Annotated in this window: 13 protein-coding genes and 1 tRNA gene; 7 read left to right on the top strand and 7 right to left on the bottom strand. The window is 40.3% G+C overall.

The window, feature by feature from the left end; translation table 11 throughout:
• Positions 1-936 carry a protein translocase subunit SecF gene (secF, locus tag J3U67_RS01790; RefSeq protein WP_267403526.1) on the top strand — a complete coding sequence of 312 codons (936 nt, stop codon included), beginning with the start codon at positions 1-3 and terminating at the stop codon, positions 934-936.
• A gap of 190 nt (positions 937-1,126) precedes the next feature.
• On the opposite strand, the gene J3U67_RS01795 is transcribed toward secF, so the two are convergent.
• On the bottom strand, positions 1,127-1,771 hold the full coding sequence (locus tag J3U67_RS01795) for a hypothetical protein (RefSeq protein WP_267403527.1): 645 nt from the start codon (positions 1,769-1,771) through the stop codon (positions 1,127-1,129).
• A 181-nt stretch (positions 1,772-1,952) separates the two neighbouring features.
• On the opposite strand from J3U67_RS01795, the gene J3U67_RS01800 reads away from it, so the two are divergent.
• On the top strand, positions 1,953-2,309 hold the full coding sequence (locus tag J3U67_RS01800) for a Spx/MgsR family RNA polymerase-binding regulatory protein (protein WP_267403529.1): 357 nt from the start codon (positions 1,953-1,955) through the stop codon (positions 2,307-2,309).
• Positions 2,310-2,329: 20 nt separating this feature from the next.
• The gene (locus tag J3U67_RS01805) at positions 2,330-3,067 is read left to right on the top strand and encodes a UDP-2,3-diacylglucosamine diphosphatase (protein ID WP_267390270.1); all 738 of its coding nucleotides are present in this window, start codon (positions 2,330-2,332) and stop codon (positions 3,065-3,067) included.
• A 184-nt stretch (positions 3,068-3,251) separates the two neighbouring features.
• Here the strand turns inward: J3U67_RS01805 and rho are convergent, their stop codons facing one another.
• Positions 3,252-4,514 (bottom strand): transcription termination factor Rho, encoded by a 1,263-nt coding sequence (gene rho, locus J3U67_RS01810; RefSeq protein ID WP_100140154.1) that lies wholly within the window; start codon positions 4,512-4,514, stop codon positions 3,252-3,254.
• An 870-nt stretch (positions 4,515-5,384) separates the two neighbouring features.
• On the opposite strand from rho, the gene J3U67_RS01815 reads away from it, so the two are divergent.
• Positions 5,385-5,888 (top strand): FKBP-type peptidyl-prolyl cis-trans isomerase, encoded by a 504-nt coding sequence (locus tag J3U67_RS01815; RefSeq protein ID WP_267403790.1) that lies wholly within the window; start codon positions 5,385-5,387, stop codon positions 5,886-5,888.
• A gap of 57 nt (positions 5,889-5,945) precedes the next feature.
• Here the strand turns inward: J3U67_RS01815 and J3U67_RS01820 are convergent.
• From J3U67_RS01820 to J3U67_RS01835, 4 genes are all read right to left on the bottom strand, one after another.
• Positions 5,946-6,021, bottom strand: a tRNA-Asn gene (locus J3U67_RS01820).
• A 123-nt stretch (positions 6,022-6,144) separates the two neighbouring features.
• Positions 6,145-7,056: an acetylglutamate kinase gene (gene argB, locus J3U67_RS01825; RefSeq protein ID WP_267403531.1), complete on the bottom strand. Its 912-nt coding sequence runs from the start codon at positions 7,054-7,056 to the stop codon at positions 6,145-6,147.
• A 246-nt stretch (positions 7,057-7,302) separates the two neighbouring features.
• Positions 7,303-7,767: a Holliday junction resolvase RuvX gene (ruvX, locus tag J3U67_RS01830; RefSeq protein WP_267403533.1), complete on the bottom strand. Its 465-nt coding sequence runs from the start codon at positions 7,765-7,767 to the stop codon at positions 7,303-7,305.
• Positions 7,760-8,338 (bottom strand): YqgE/AlgH family protein, encoded by a 579-nt coding sequence (locus J3U67_RS01835; protein WP_100140246.1) that lies wholly within the window; start codon positions 8,336-8,338, stop codon positions 7,760-7,762. Before J3U67_RS01835 ends, ruvX begins: the two co-directional genes overlap by 8 nt.
• Positions 8,339-8,552: 214 nt before the next feature.
• On the opposite strand from J3U67_RS01835, the gene gpmI reads away from it, so the two are divergent.
• The 3 genes from gpmI (at position 8,553) to J3U67_RS01850 (ending at position 13,094) form a co-directional block, all read left to right on the top strand.
• The gene (gene gpmI, locus J3U67_RS01840; RefSeq protein ID WP_267403535.1) at positions 8,553-10,076 is read left to right on the top strand and encodes a 2,3-bisphosphoglycerate-independent phosphoglycerate mutase; all 1,524 of its coding nucleotides are present in this window, start codon (positions 8,553-8,555) and stop codon (positions 10,074-10,076) included.
• Positions 10,077-10,114: 38 nt separating this feature from the next.
• Positions 10,115-11,374, top strand: coding sequence for a murein hydrolase activator EnvC family protein (locus J3U67_RS01845; protein ID WP_267403536.1), 1,260 nt, complete (start codon positions 10,115-10,117; stop codon positions 11,372-11,374).
• Positions 11,375-11,510: 136 nt separating this feature from the next.
• Complete coding sequence (locus J3U67_RS01850; protein ID WP_267403538.1) at positions 11,511-13,094, top strand: S41 family peptidase; 1,584 nt, start codon at positions 11,511-11,513, stop codon at positions 13,092-13,094.
• A gap of 845 nt (positions 13,095-13,939) precedes the next feature.
• On the opposite strand, the gene ppsA is transcribed toward J3U67_RS01850, so the two are convergent.
• Positions 13,940-16,327: a phosphoenolpyruvate synthase gene (gene ppsA / locus J3U67_RS01855; RefSeq protein ID WP_100156956.1), complete on the bottom strand. Its 2,388-nt coding sequence runs from the start codon at positions 16,325-16,327 to the stop codon at positions 13,940-13,942.
• Positions 16,328-16,718 lie beyond the last annotated feature (391 nt).

Here is a 16,718-nt window from a genome sequence, read left to right on the forward strand (position 1 = left end):
ATGGAATTTTTCAAAATCAAACGTGACATTCCGTTTATGAGCTATGGCAAGCTAACAACGGCGATATCACTAATTACTTTTATTCTGGCTGTATTTTTTCTGGTGACACGCGGATTGAATTTTTCAGTTGAGTTCACTGGCGGTACCGTAATGGAAGTGGAGTTTCAGCAGAGTGCGGATTTAAACAAGATTCGCACTGAGCTGGATGGATTAAAACTGGGTGAAGTTCAGGTACAGGCGCTTGGTACTAATAAACAACTTATGATTCGCTTACCCAACAAAGCGAATATGTCCTCCGCTCAGTTATCTAATCAGGTAATGGATCTGCTTAAACAGCATCAGGAAGGCATAAGCTTACGACAGGTAGAATTTATCGGCCCACAGGTAGGTGAAGAGCTGGTAACACATGGGCTGCTTGCTCTGGGCATGGTTGTTCTAGGCATCATTATCTATTTATCCATGCGCTTTGAATGGCGTTTTGCCGTATCCGCCATCATTGCTAATATGCACGACGTGGTTATTATTCTGGGTTGTTTCGCTTTATTTCGCTGGGAATTTTCACTTACTGTACTAGCAGGTGTTCTGGCTGTGCTTGGTTATTCAGTGAACGAATCAGTAGTGGTATTCGACCGTATCCGCGAGAACTTTCGCAAACCCCATATGCGCGGCAAAAGTGTACCGGCAATCATTGATAATGCTATTACCGCCACCATGAGCCGAACAGTTATTACGCATGGTTCTACCGAAGCGATGGTTATTTCCATGCTCGTTTTTGGCGGAGCGGCACTGCATGGATTTGCCATGGCCTTAACTATTGGCATTGTATTTGGTATCTATTCTTCAGTACTGGTAGCCAGTCCTTTACTGCTGATGTTTGGTTTGAACCGACAAAATCTGGTTAAACCACCTAAACGTAAAGAAGAAGCCGTAGTATAAGTACTAAACAACTACCATTGTTATTATCGTGTAAAAATCTCCAGATTAAATAAAAATCTGGAGATTTTTAATATTCGCTAGTGCCAAACCAAATTTTAATCTATATGCGTAATGCCAGATAACCAATTATCTAACTTTCCAAACAATTAATCAGTGAAAATCCATTTGCATTCTATTGATTTTATTACAATCAATGTAGTGCACGTTCATCCTTCCACCCTTTATCAGTCAAGACTAATATCGCAGCACGCCGTTGTGGTTCCTGTAAAGATTTCCACCAGTTTTCATCAGTGGTTTTAATCAGATTTTCAGCCCATTTTTCCGGTACCAACTTGGCATCATAGACCACCTTGGATATAGTCATACCATTGGCTGGTGTGGGTTCAGTAAAGAGCACAATTTTATCTACCTTTTGTGTACCAAGGCAAAGCAGACTACCCTGAGCACTGTTGAGCACATTAGCTTCACCCTTGCTGGTCCGGTAATACACTGCCTGTGGAATATCTGGTCCACCATTTATATTTAATGTGACATCTTTTCCTTGTTCGTATAAATCTGCATCAGTCAGAATATCCATTTGTTTGAGAGCTGTTTTATTGACTTTCTCTCCATCACTGTTTTTTCTGGCAATCCGAATTTCCTTATTTCCCAGAGTAATCATATTATCAATTCCACCCTGAGCGTTGTCTAGTACCAAATTTACCGCCAGACATACCTTATCATTTTTGCCAAATTCATTAATTGCATCTGTAAAATTACTATTACTCGCCTCTTGTCTGCCACTACAGGCGGCCAGTAGCAGGCTGGCGGCAAATAATAAACTGATTTTTTTCATACCGTCTTTCCTCATAAAATAATATTTTTGCACTGGTTCAAGCATACTGCCAATATGCCAGATTAGCAATGCAGACTCTATATCGTGAGTTTAAAAACAATCTGCATGCAACAAACCAACACTTAAGCTCGTCAGAGCAAACCGGTATAATATTCGTCTGTACATTTACATGGTCTTAATTATGAGTATTCGGATATATGGTATCAGCCAATGTAATACGGTAAAAAAAGTGCGTCAGTGGCTACAAGAGCATGAAATTGATGCTGAATTTATAGATTTCAAAAAAACACCTCCCACAGCTTCAGATATCCAATTTTGGCTGACACAAATACCTAAAGAAACCCTTATTAATCGTAAAGGTACCACTTGGCGTAAATTAAGTACCATCGATCAGCAGGATGCACTCTGCAGCAATGAAGCGGCCATACAGCTGATGATGAATCAACCTTCAGTAATCAAGCGTCCTGTATTAATAAATAATAAACAACGCGTACTTGTTGGCTTCGACGCAGCAAAGTACACTGAATTTTTAGCCTGATATTATTAAATCGACAAACCATGAACACCACTATTTTTATTTCAGACTTACATTTGTCAGAACAAACTCCGCCATTAAATAAACTTTTTCAGCGCTGTTTACAACAATGGCAGGGAAATATTGATGCCTTATATATTCTGGGAGATTTTTTCGATGTCTGGATTGGCGATGATGATGACAGTGATTTTATCCGCACCATCAAAAAAGAGCTGAAAGAATTTACTGCCAGCACGCCGATTTATTTTATTCATGGCAATCGTGATTTTCTGCTGGGAGAAAAATTTTCAGCTGAAAGCGGTATCCAGCTATTAAATGCACCACAACAAATTAATCTTTATGGTCATGATTATATTATCATGCATGGAGATGAGCTATGTACCGATGATGTAGCCTATCAGCAATTTCGTATGCAGTCACGTAATCCATTATGGCAGATGGCCGTATTAAGCAAACCCATAGCAGAACGGAGATTACTGGCCGGACAAATTCGTCAGATGAGTGAGACACGTAAAAATAATGAAGGTAAAAGTGAAATCTCTGATGTCACTGAAAGTGCCATCCAGCAACTGATGGAAAACCATGCTCAAGATTCCTTACCAACGCTGATTCATGGCCACACTCACCGCCCTGCCGTACATGAATCTAAACTGAATAATCAGTTATTCAAACGTTATGTTATACAAGACTGGGCTGAAAATTATGGAGGCTATCTCGCTGTCGATGCTAATGGTGTTCATGTACATGAACTTAAACTTTAAGTAGTTCCAACACGATTTTATGCATTTATAATTATCAGAATCATTTACTGTTTAAATATTGTTCAGTCTGATATTAAAAAGCCATACTGTATTTATCAGTATGGCTTTTTATCAGTATTTAAATATCAAAAATAAAAAAGCCGTGTTTACAGATTAAAACACGGCTTAATAAGGTATTATTTGACTATTTACTACCACGCATTAAATCAAAAAAGTCTGCATTATTTTTGGACTGTTTCAATTTATCAATGATGAATTCGGTAGCTTCAATATCATCCATTGGATGCAAAAACTTGCGCAGCAGCCACATTTTTTGCAGATGTTCATTTGATACCAGCAGTTCTTCACGACGCGTCCCAGAACGATTGATGTTGATGGCCGGAAATAGACGTTTTTCTGCCATACGCCTGTCCAGATGCAATTCCATATTACCCGTACCTTTGAATTCTTCGTAAATTACATCATCCATGCGACTACCGGTTTCAACCAAAGCAGTAGCAATAATCGTTAATGAACCGCCTTCTTCCACATTACGTGCGGCACCAAAAAATCGTTTAGGGCGATGCAATGCATTGGCATCAATACCACCAGTCAAAATCTTGCCTGAAGCAGGTATGACAGTGTTATAGGCTCGTGCCAGACGAGTAATTGAATCCAGCAGAATAATTACATCTTTTTTATGCTCTACCAAACGCTTAGCTTTTTCAATTACCATTTCCGCTACTTGTACATGGCGGGTAGCGGGCTCATCAAATGTAGAAGAAACCACTTCCCCACGTACGGAGCGCGTCATTTCGGTTACTTCTTCCGGACGTTCATCAATCAGCAAAACAAGCAGCTCTGCATCTGGATAATTAGCTGTAATTGCATGGGCAATATTTTGCAACATTACGGTTTTACCAGATTTCGGCGGTGCTACTAGTAAAGCACGTTGGCCGAAACCAATTGGAGCAATCAGGTCTATAGCACGGCCGGTCAGATTTTCTCCTGAACGGATATCACGTTCTAATACAAACTGACGATCCGGAAATAATGGCGTAAGATTTTCAAATAGGATTTTATGCTTGCATACCTCTGGGTCATCACCATTGATTTTATCCAGTCGCACCAAAGCAAAATAACGTTCGTTATCTTTAGGTACACGTACACTGCCTTCAATCGTATCACCGGTATGCAGATTGAAACGTCGAATCTGACTGGGGCTGACATAGATGTCATCCGGCCCAGCCAAATAAGATGTGTCCATACTGCGCAGAAAACCGAAGCCATCAGGAAGAATTTCCAGCGTACCAGAGCAGGTAAAAGCTTCTCCCTGCTTCATTTTGATGCGTACAATCGCAAAAACAAGATCTTGTTTACGCAAACGGTTGGCATTTTCAATGCCAAATTCATCAGCTATGCCCAGTAACTCAGACACATGTAAGTTTTGTAATTCAGAAACGTGCATAAAGATTTAAATGAACTTATTTATTAGAATTTAAGATAAGATGAGTCCGTAAACTCATAATAATTCCTGTTACCAAGCCTTAAATGCATGGGTGTATGCAAAAGAAAGGTAAGGGTATTTTTATTGAAAGTCGATTTGGTTTAACTTTGCCACAGCAAACATTAAACAAAGATTTAGAATTGACCTCTTCTTATAAGTTGCAATTCTATTCTGCATGCTCTCATGATGTCAAGCCATTATCAACATTCAATTAACACTACTGGTAAGAATACCTGCAAAATGCCGAACTGACATCAATCAGTCGCCAAGCAATCCCAAATCCATATTTTTCTCTTTCCATTTCGCATGCTTACACTTCAAAGCTGCTATAATTCTGGTTAATATAATTTTTTTCTTGTTATATTAACAATTTTGTTTTAACGATTTATAGATATTCGGAAGTTATATTTGCCCTAATATTAATTTAGGTACATAAGTGTAAATAAAAGCATTTGGTCTCGCAAAGACAACAGTTATCAATTTTCTGTACTTGAGAAGAGATAAACAAGTGTGAATTTAATAAAAAGAAGATTGTAATGATCTATTAATATGTTATTAAGAAGAACAATATTTTCAGCTAAATAGTGTCTGCATTTCCACACAAATAATTCTGTTTTGTAAGTTTTGAAGATAATAAAATGCATTAGTTTTAAACTGATATTCATTCAAATAGGCAAATTCATCACAAAAAAAATATTACCTACAACTTCTACTTTTGTATTGATAATTGCGAAGCTTGATCAGTAAATTTATTTTTTGTGAATGGCTGGCTATAATTGCTTTTCCTTCAACATTTAAAGAGAAATTATGAAAAGCTTGTCTTTAACTATTATGGGTATCTCAACTTTGCTGGCTGTATCGGCCTGCAACTTTGCGGACAACGGTTTTAAAAGTAATAGTAGTGAGCCGGTAGCTGCATCTTCAGCTACGTCAGCCACCCGTAACCCTCAATTAGCTGGAGATGAGTTTCTGGCCAAAAATAAAACTGCACCTGGAGTTACTACTACTGCTTCTGGCTTGCAATATAAAATCAATCATGAAGGTAGTGGTAAAAAGCCGAAAGCAAGCGATATGGTAACTGTTCAGTATGAAGGGCGCTTGATCGATGGCACAGTATTTGATAGCACAGCACAGCGTAATAATCAGCCAGCCACTTTCCCACTTAACGGCGTCATACCTGGATGGACTGAAGGTCTGCAGCTGATGTCAGAAGGCAGTGACTATACATTTTATATCCCGTCAAATCTTGCTTATGGAGAACAAAGCCCGACAAGCGCTATTCCACCTAACAGTGTTTTAATCTTCAATGTGAAACTGATTAAAGTTGGCGAATAACAGATAAAACGTCCACAATGAAAAAAGCACTCAAATAAATGAGTGCTTTTTTTAAACTGGCTCCCCGACCAGGGCTCGAACCTGGGACCTGCGGATTAACAGTCCGTCGCTCTACCGACTGAGCTATCAGGGAATGAGGCGAAATTATAGCGTTTGTAATTTTAGTGTCAAGCTTTTTGAACAATTATACCAATAAAAAAAATTAAATATTTAATTACACAACAATTAAATATTGTCGGCACCTAAATTAGCACTATTAAGCCTGCTCATTCTGACCAAGAATCATAGTACCCACACCTTTGTCGGTGAATATCTCCAGCAGCAGTGCATGTGGCACACGTCCGTCGATAATGTGCGTGTTGTGCACGCCATGCATGGCAGCCTGCAAGGTAGCATTGATTTTGGGTAACATACCATTTTGTAAGGTACCATCCGCGATTAATGCATTAATATCTGCCGGTGTTAAACGGCTTAATAACTGTTGATTTTTATCCAGTACACCTATGGTATTAGTTAGCATAATCAGCTTTTCTGCTTGCAGGCTTTCTGCCAGTTTTCCGGCCACCACATCTGCATTAATGTTAAAAGCTTCGCCCTGCTCACCTACCCCTACCGGCGCCACTACAGGTATATAGCCGTGTTCGACCATTTCCTCTATCAGCGCAGTATCAATAGACTCTACTTCTCCAACCTGCCCGATATCCTGTCGGGCGTTTTCAGGGGTAGAGACATATAGTTTTCTAGCTTTGATAAAATGGTTATCCCGTCCTGTAATACCTACTGCATGTCCGCCATGTTGATTTAAAAGAGAAGTAATTTCCTTATTTACACAGCCACCAAGTACCATTTCAACAATATTCATGGTTTCATTATCTGTCACCCGCATACCCTGAATGAACTGATTATCTTTGCCTATTTTTTGAAGTAGATCATTAATTTGTGGGCCTCCCCCATGAACAATTACTGGATGGATTCCTACCAGTTTCAGTAAAACTACATCTTTGGCAAAACTTTCTTTCAGTTGGGGATCTGTCATGGCATTACCACCGTATTTGATTACCATGGTTACGCCGGAAAAGCGCCGGATATAAGGTAAAGCCTCGGCAAGAATATTGGCTTTAGTGCTGGCCTCCATTTTATCTAAGCTGATACTGCTATCTGTGCTCATTATGCGTCCTAGTCTGATTAAACTGTTTCTCTATTTACTGAGGTTAAGTTTATCCCCGGTTTCGCAAAAATAAAACCAAATAATGTGAACTGCTGTATATTCACGACAGAGAATATACCGGCATTTTTCGCCAGCTAAGTAGATGATTAACAAAAAATGAAAGAAAAGAAAATTCAGAAGTGCGTTTTCTGAAGAAACTCTAATATTGGAATCGATTTGTAATAAAAAAATGTATCAGAACCTCACCTATTCAACCAATTTGGCTTTACAAGCGCCGGAACTGAAAAACGTTGTCAAAATAGCCTGTGCAGCCACTTGATCTAAAACCTGTTTACGTTTTTTTCCAAAAATACCAGCTTCACTGAGCAAACTATCAGCCACGGCTGATGTCCAGCGCTCATCTACCCAATATACGGATAATTGAAAACGCCCATGCAAACGGTTACCAAAACGCCGGCATTGTGCCGTCGCCTCATCTGAAGCACCATCAGCATGAGTTGGCAATCCAACAACCAGAGCCTTTGGCTGCCACTCTTTGATAAGAGAAGCAATACGTATAAATCGTTCTTCATTGCTGATAAGCGTAATAGTTTCCAGCGGATGTACGGTCGACAATTCCGCCTCTCCTACAGCTACACCAATTCGCGCTAATCCATAGTCAAAACCAAGAACCGTCCCACTTCTTAACGGAGATAAAAGCGAATTAGGCATGTCCTGCCAGCCCGCTCAGATTGGTAATATCAATTTTCAGCAACTGCAAAGCGGCCTTATAACGCTGTTTATAGGGCATATCAAACAAAATTTGCATATCTGCAGGTGCAGTAATCCAGCTATTATCAGCCAGTTCCTGCTCCAACTGCCCTGCCGACCAGCTCGAATAACCGATAGTGGCCACAGCCTTATCTACCTCATTTTCCTGAGTAAGCCCCATAATAATATCGCGAGACGTTGTCATAGCAATATCATCAGTGACCATCAAACTGCTTTCCCATGAACCGGCCGGAGTGTGAACCAGAAAGCCTCTGTCTACCTGAACTGGGCCGCCCATAAGAACATTTTGGCCATGGAACCGTTCCGGCGTTGGGGTTTTAGCAGAGTCAAATAGCAAATCCATCATAATCGGTGACGGCTTATTTACAATAATACCCATGGCACCATCGGCACTATGTTCACACAGATAAATCACGCTTTCTTTAAAAAAAGGATCCTCCATTGCTGGCATTGCAATCAAAAAATGATTGGCCAGAGAAAAACTGAAAGAAGTGCCACGTTGAGCAGCCATATTTTGCATATCCATAAAAAAATAAAATCAAACCAGATATAATTAATTTATCGTTAAATTGGGTCTGTCCAGCTGTTTCTCAAGCCAGTGCTTTTAGCTATAATTCTATCTTACTTTAAAGCTGGTTTAATACCATCCTTCTTAGCCAAACTCTATTGGATAATACTGGCACTTTTGTCAGAATACACAACCCACCATCACAGAAAGGCCAATTGTGTCATTAACCAAACCTGTCGTTCTCTTAATTCTGGATGGTTTCGGCCATCGTGCCGGTGGTGATGACAATGCTATTTTACTGGCACATACACCACATATCGATAATTATCGTCAGCACTACGCTTATGGCACCATTGATGCATCTGAGCGCATGGTTGGTCTACCCATAGGACAATTTGGTAATTCAGAAGTAGGACACTTAAATATTGGTGCCGGCCGAGTTGTCCCTCAGGACATCACCCGTATTGATATGGCGATTGAAGATAAAAGCCTAGAAAAAAACATTGTTTTGCAAGAAGCATGGCAGACCCCTAATCGTACCGTGCATCTGCTTGGCCTGTTTTCAGATGGGGGCGTACATAGTCACATTGAGCATTTTTTTGCAGTAATAGACGCGGCTATTGAAGCCGGTATGCAAAAAATAGTAGTGCATCCGTTTCTGGATGGACGTGACACACCTCCCCAAAGTGCACATCCCTATTTATTGCGTTTGCAAGAATATATGCAGCTGCATCCGCAGGTAATATGCGGCGCCATAGTCGGGCGTTTTTATGCCATGGATCGTGACAATCGCTGGGACAGAGTCGAAGCAGCTTACAATGCTTTATTTGGTGATGCACCCTATCATGCTGTTTCACCGATTTCTGCACTTGAAGCAGCCTATGAACGTGGTGAACAGGATGAATTTGTCAAACCTACAATAGTGAGCCCTGATGCAGAACTGAAAAACGGCGATGCGATATTGTTTCTCAATTTCCGCGCCGACCGTGCGCGTGAATTAACTCAGGCGCTTACCTTTGAAAATTTTACCGGTTTCCAACGTCAGCACACAGTACAGCCTGGCTACTTTGCCAGCATCACAGCCTATGGTGCGCAGTTTCCTCATCCGGTAATGTTTGGCCGCCAATCTGTGCGTAATGGACTAGGTGAATTTCTGGCTGCACAAGGACTAAGCCAGCTGCGCATTGCCGAAACTGAAAAATATCCTCATGTGACCTATTTTTTCAGTGGCGGACGTGAAGAACCGTATATAGGAGAAGAACGCATTATGATTCCTTCTCCTAAAGTTACCACCTATGATTTGCAACCAGAAATGAGTGCTGTCGGGATCACTGAAGAAATCATAGACAGCCTGCAACATCATCGCCATGACGTCATTATTTGCAACTTTGCTAATGGTGACATGGTTGGACATACAGGCTCGCTGGATGCTGCCGTCAAAGCAGTGGAAACATTGGATAGCTGTGTTGCGCGTGTGGTAGAAGCCACGCTGGCTGCTGGCGGTGAAGTAATAATCACCGCAGACCATGGCAACTGCGAACATATGTATGATAAAGAAAATCAACAGCCACATACCCAGCATACAGTTGAACCGGTGCCTTTTATATATATTGGCCGAAAAGCTACCATTCATACCGGCGGAGCATTAAAAGATGTGGCACCTTCCTTATTAGCGGTTCTCGGTCTAAACCCTCCATCAGAAATGACGGGGCGCAATCTGATTGAATTTACAAACAATTGATGAAAACTTTTTTCTGTCTTTCTCTAACCTGTTATTGTATGGCAACTTCTGTTGCCATGGCTGCCAGCAATCAAAAAATTCAACCTGGCAGCGAATTGAAACAGGTACATCAGGCCATATCAGCTACTCAGAATCAAATTAGCAAAACAACTGTTGAGCAGAAAAAAATTGATGCCTCTATGGCAGCAACCAGCCAGCAGCTAAATCAAGCTAGGAATGAATTGGGGCGTCTCAGGCAACAGCAACAAACCAGTATGCGCCAGTTAGAAACACTGCAAACCAGTCTGGATAAAACACGTACACTAATAGCCGAAACTCAGACTCAAATTGCACGCTTACTGAATGCTCATTATCGTAATCGCCAACCAAACAGTGTATATCTGCTACTCAAACAGGATTCGACAGACAAAAAAGGGCGCTCACTACAATATATACGCTATCTGAATGAGGCCAACGAAAGAGTGATTCAGCGTTTACAACAGCAACAGACGCGTATGAGTGAGCAGCAACAGGCAGTAGCAAAACAGCAAAATGAGCTATCAAAATTACGCCAGAAGCAGCAGCAAGTGATAAACAAACTGCAAATACGGCATCAAAGTCAGCAAAGTCAATCCACAGTATTAAGTCAGCAATTAACGGTACAAAATAAACAGCTGCAATCACTCAAGGCTGCTGAAAAGCGTCTGAATAATTTGCTGAGCCGATTATCAGCACAGGCAACCATGCGTCGTCTGGCACAAACAAGTAAACCTAGTAAACAAATTTCAGGCAAAATAGAAAAACCGCAGCCACCCAAAACATCTACCAACTCTGTTAACCGTACAGAGTCCGTTCACAATACATCATCTTCAACACTAACCGCTGAAGATATGGCATTACAGGCTACAGATAACATTAACTCACCATTAATCAAAGGTCTGGCTCAAAAACAAGGTCGTCTTCCACGACCGGTAAGCGGTACCATTGCTGGAAGATTTGGTGAAAGTAGACCTAATGGCGGTATCTGGAAAGGATTGTTTTTTGCCTGTAATAACGCTGTTGTGCATAGCATAGCCAGTGGCACCGTAGCTTATGCAGCTTATTTACAGGGGTATGGCAACACAATTATTATCGATCATGGTGAAGGCTATATCAGTATTTACACTGGCTTAGCATCAATAGGAGTCACGGCCAATCATACGATAGACGCTGGTCAAAACATTGGTATAAGTGGTAAATTACCAGACGGCCAGAATGGACTATATTTTGAAATCCGCTATCATAATCAGGCAATGAACCCATTATCATGGCTGCGCTGAAATAGAATATAGCGCACTATTACCTGTACTTACATTATGATGTAAACTTTGGCCTGAATGAAATATATGAATCACCCTTACAAACAGGTTTTCTAGACCTGAATCATTGTCGCTATCAGAAAGAAAAACAGAAATAATGGCTAATTCCCGATTAAAAAAAGCTGCTTTATATACATTAGGCGCTTTCAGTGGCGTGATTCTAACCCTGAGCATACAGGGCTATGCCAATGAAAAATCCGAAGCATTACCCGTACAATCTTTGCATACAATGGCCGAAGTTTATGGACAAATAAAAGCCAATTATGTTGAGAATAAAACCGATGATACGATTCTAGAAGGTGCCATGAAAGGCATGGTTAATAACCTAGACCCGCACTCAGAATATTTAACGGTAAAAGATTATTCCGATTTACAGGAAAGCACTACCGGTGAATTCGGTGGTTTAGGTATGGAAATCAGTTCAGAAGACGGACTGATTAAAATTGTTGCGCCTATCGAAGATACACCGGCCGATCGTGCAGGTATTAAAAGCGGTGATTACATTGTTAAAATTGACAATGAATCTACCCGAAACATGACAGCCACTGAAGCGGTTAAAAAAATGCGAGGTAAACCAGGCACCAGTATCACACTGACTCTGGCTCGTAAAGATGAAACTCAGCCCATTGTGGTACACCTCACCCGCGCTATTATTAAAGTAAAAAGTGTTCGCTTTAAATTACTGGAACCAAATTACGGCTATGTGCGCATTACCCAGTTTCAGGAACACACGGTCAGCTTGCTGGCTGATGCTCTTAAAGAACTGAACAAACAGAATAAAGCACCACTAAAAGGTTTGGTATTAGATTTACGTGACGATCCAGGCGGTTTATTGAACAGTGCAGTGGGTGTTTCCGCTGTATTTCTGAAACCTGGAGTAAAAGTAGTCAGCACTAAAAACCGCGACAAAAAAGAAGGAATGGTTTTACGAACGATTCCTAAAGATTATGTGGTTAAAGGTAACGATCCGCTCATTAATCTGACGGATGAGCTTAAAAGCATTCCTGTAACGGTTTTGGTTAATTCAGGAACTGCTTCTGCATCTGAAATCGTTTCTGGCGCTTTGCAGGATTACAAGCGTGCTGTAATTGTTGGTACGCAGAGTTTCGGCAAAGGCTCTGTTCAGACTGTTATTCCTTTGTCCAACGGCGGTGCTGTTAAACTGACTACAGCCTTGTACTACACCCCTAATGACCGCTCCATACAAGCACAAGGTATCGTACCCGATGTAGAGGTTAAAGATAAAAACCGCACATACGAAAGCCGCGAAGCTGATTTGGGTGGACATTTGAGCAATCCGCTGGGTGGTAAAGAAGTAAATGGTGATCTATTGGGCGGACAGAAAAAATCCACGTCTTCTGCTTCAGCTAGCGAAGCTGCCTTACATGAAACTGATACTACTGCTGATAAAGACAGTACTAAAGATGCCAAAGCCAATACATCAATTACCAACAACTCCAAAAATAACGGCGTTAAAAATACTGACGCATCAAAAGACAGTAAAAAGAAAAAGGATGAAGAAGACTGGCTTGCTCGTCGAGACCCCAATCCAGCCAAGGATGCTCAATTAAAAGCAGCACTGGACTTAGTCAAAGATCCGGTCAAATGGAATCAGTCATTGGGATTAGCGGCCAAAAAACCTGCAAAAACAGCGGATAAAGACAAGAAGAACCAAAAATAATAATTTCTTTCAAAACAGATAGCCAATAAGCTATCTGTTTTTTTATGTAAAGGTAAAACCCAAAAACAGATTACCTTCACCTAAATCTGTCTTTTATCATTCTGATTCAGAATATAGCTTTTAGAAATCAATAATAACTAATATATAGCCTAAGATTAAAGCTTATGAAAATTTAGACAATAATAAAAGCAATGGATTAAATTGCTTCATGCGCTATAAAATCATTGAGCTTTTAGCAAATTTAAATAAAATTGCCATTTATACAACTTTTAGATTCAGGTTATAAATCTGAATGTATTTTAAACATATATTAATTAATCCTACCAATTTGATATTAAATACCCTGACAATGATCAAAAAATAAGAATAAATAATATTATCTTTAAATATATCTATTTTATATCTATAAAATAGATAGTTATTATCATAATTAACCGGATTTTTAAACCCGCTTACATCTAAAATTGAGTTTTTAAACTTTCATTGCAATTTCGAATCAGTTTTCCGCTTTATTAAAATTTCTAATTTAATATGCATTAAGCTAATACTTTTTATTTTAAAAATTAAAATGATAGTAATAAATAAATTAACCAATGAGTTCGAATAGAAATCTAATAGTTTTGTTTTTTACAGATACAATGTTTGCTTGATACGATTTAAATTAGCAATTCCAGTTAAATAGTAAATCCCAAGTCCAAGGATATGCAGCCAGATTAATCAGGATAAATATGTAATATTTAATGATATGTACTTTGATTATAAATACCAAAATACCGTATCGGCTTGAACAGATAAAGATAAAGGCCGCTGTTAGTTAGCGGCCTTGCATTCAATCAATTGAAAACTTATTTTTTCAATTCTTTTGCTAAATACAACCAAGTTTCAATTACAGTATCAGGATTGAGAGAAATCGTTTCAATACCTTCTTCAATGAGCCACTTGGCGAAATCAGCATGGTCTGATGGTCCCTGTCCACAAATACCAATGTATTTGTTTAACTTACGGCATGCCTGAATAGCTAGACTAAACATAACCTTAACAGCAGGGTCACGTTCGTCAAACGTACCTGCAATCGGGCCACCACTATCACGATCCACACCCAAAGTTAATTGGGTCATATCATTAGAGCCGATAGAGAATCCATCGAAGTATTTCAGGAATTGTTCAGCCAGTACAGCATTGGTAGGCAATTCACACATCATAATCAGACGCAAACCATTTTTACCGCGTTCTAAGCCATTGTCTTTCAATGCACGTACTACATTTTCCGCTTCTTTCAAAGTACGTACAAACGGAATCATGATTTCAACATTGGTCAGACCCATTTCATCACGAACGTATTTGAGTGCCTTACATTCAAGCGCAAAACAATCTTTGAAATCTTCTGATACATAACGGGCCGCACCACGGAAGCCCAGCATCGGATTTTCTTCGTGAGGTTCGTATTTGTTACCGCCCAGTAAATTGGCATATTCGTTTGACTTAAAGTCAGACATACGCACAATTACTTTTTTCGGATAAACTGAAGCAGCCAGTGTAGCTACACCTTCTGCAATTTTATCTACATAAAAATCTACTGGAGAGGTATATCCAGCTATGCGGTCTGTAATCTCAGCTTGCATCTGCTCATCCTGCTGGTCGAATTCCAGCAGAGCACGCGGGTGAATACCGATCTGACGGTTAATGATGAATTCCATACGGGCCAGCCCGATACCATAGCCCGGCAAGTTTGAAAAGCTAAACGCCAGCTCTGGATTACCCACGTTCATCATAATTTTAGCAGGGGATTCAGGCATATTATCTAAAGGTATTTCATTAATATCTACTTTCAGCAAGCCTTTATAAACATAACCAGTGTCACCTTCAGCACAGGATACGGTTACTTCCTGACCGTCCTGCAATGCAGAAGTCGCATTACCGCAACCAACTACAGCAGGGATACCTAGCTCCCTCGCAATAATGGCAGCATGGCAAGTACGTCCGCCACGATTGGTAATAATGGCTGAAGCACGTTTCATCACGGGCTCCCAATCGGGGTCGGTCATATCAGTAACCAGCACGTCCCCTGGTAAAACTTTATCCATTTCATCAACGGATTTTACCAATCGTACTTTACCCTGACCTACTTTCTGACCAATAGCGCGGCCTTCTACCAGAATGGTAGATTTGTCATTAATCTGATAACGACGCAATACGCGGCTATTATTTTCCTGAGATTTTACGGTTTCAGGGCGAGCCTGAAGAATATATAGTTTTCCGTCAATACCATCACGTCCCCACTCAATATCCATTGGGCGACCATAATGTTCTTCAATAATCAGTGCATATTGCGCCAGCTCAGTAATTTCTTCGGCACTGATAGAGAATTTTTTCCGCTCAGCAGGTTCTACATCTACAGTCTGTACAGATTTGCCTGCCTGTGCATCTTCTGTGAAAACCATTTTAATCAGTTTAGAACCCATGGTTTTGCGCAAGATGGCAGGACGACCGGCTTTTAATGTCGGTTTATGCACGTAAAATTCATCTGGATTTACGGCACCCTGTACAACTGTTTCGCCCAGACCATATGATGATGTTACAAATACTACCTGATCAAATCCAGACTCAGTATCCATAGTAAACATCACGCCGGATGCGCCTTTATCAGAGCGCACCATGCGTTGTACCCCTGCCGACAGAGCTACGATGTCGTGGGCAAAATTCTTATGAACACGATAAGAAATGGCACGATCATTATACAAAGAAGCAAATACGTGGTGCATAGCTTCTTTGACATTATCATAACCACTAATATTTAAGAATGTTTCCTGTTGTCCGGCAAAGGATGCATCAGGTAAATCTTCAGCAGTGGCGGATGAGCGTACAGCCACACAAATCTGATCTGTACCGGCATCAGCCACCATTTTTTCCCATGCCGCCTGTAAATCAGCTTCCAGCTCAGGCGGGAAAGGAGTATCCATAATCCATTGACGGATTTGTTTACCTACTCTTGCCAGCTCGGCAACATTATCGACATCAAGCGCCTTGAGTTCACTGCTAATGCGTTCACTCAAACCTTCGTAGGCTAAAAATTTGCGGTAGGCTTCTGCTGTGGTTGCAAAACCACCGGGAACACGCACACCTTTTTCGGTGAGCTGTGAAATCATCTCGCCAAGAGAAGCATTCTTGCCGCCAACGCTTTCAACGTCGGTCATGCGCAAATTTTCAAACCAGATTACGTTATTACCGGCCATGATGGTTATCCAATGTGGAGTGGGGAAAGTTGAAGACGGCCTATTCTAACTATTCAAGTATAAAATGTCATGTATTTTTGGCTATTTATCTACTTTATGTGAGCATTGTTTATCTTTGGTCAAATGTATGTAAAGCACAAGCTGTTGAATGAATAAATATTTTGATTCTATTATCAATTATTTGGACAAATATTGCATTTTAATTACTCTTTTAACAACATAAATCTAAAATTATGATATTTTTGATTTAAATCTGCATTTTATTGCTGATTTCTGGCAGGTTCGGTCTGATTTAACTTTATTTTGGCTGAATGTGGAAAAAAAGCTAATTTTAAACATCTGTCCACAGCCAACTTCATTTACAATGTCTGACCATCGGCTTTTATCTACC

Source organism: Snodgrassella sp. B3837 (assembly GCF_026535955.1).
GTDB lineage: Bacteria > Pseudomonadota > Gammaproteobacteria > Burkholderiales > Neisseriaceae > Snodgrassella > Snodgrassella alvi_E.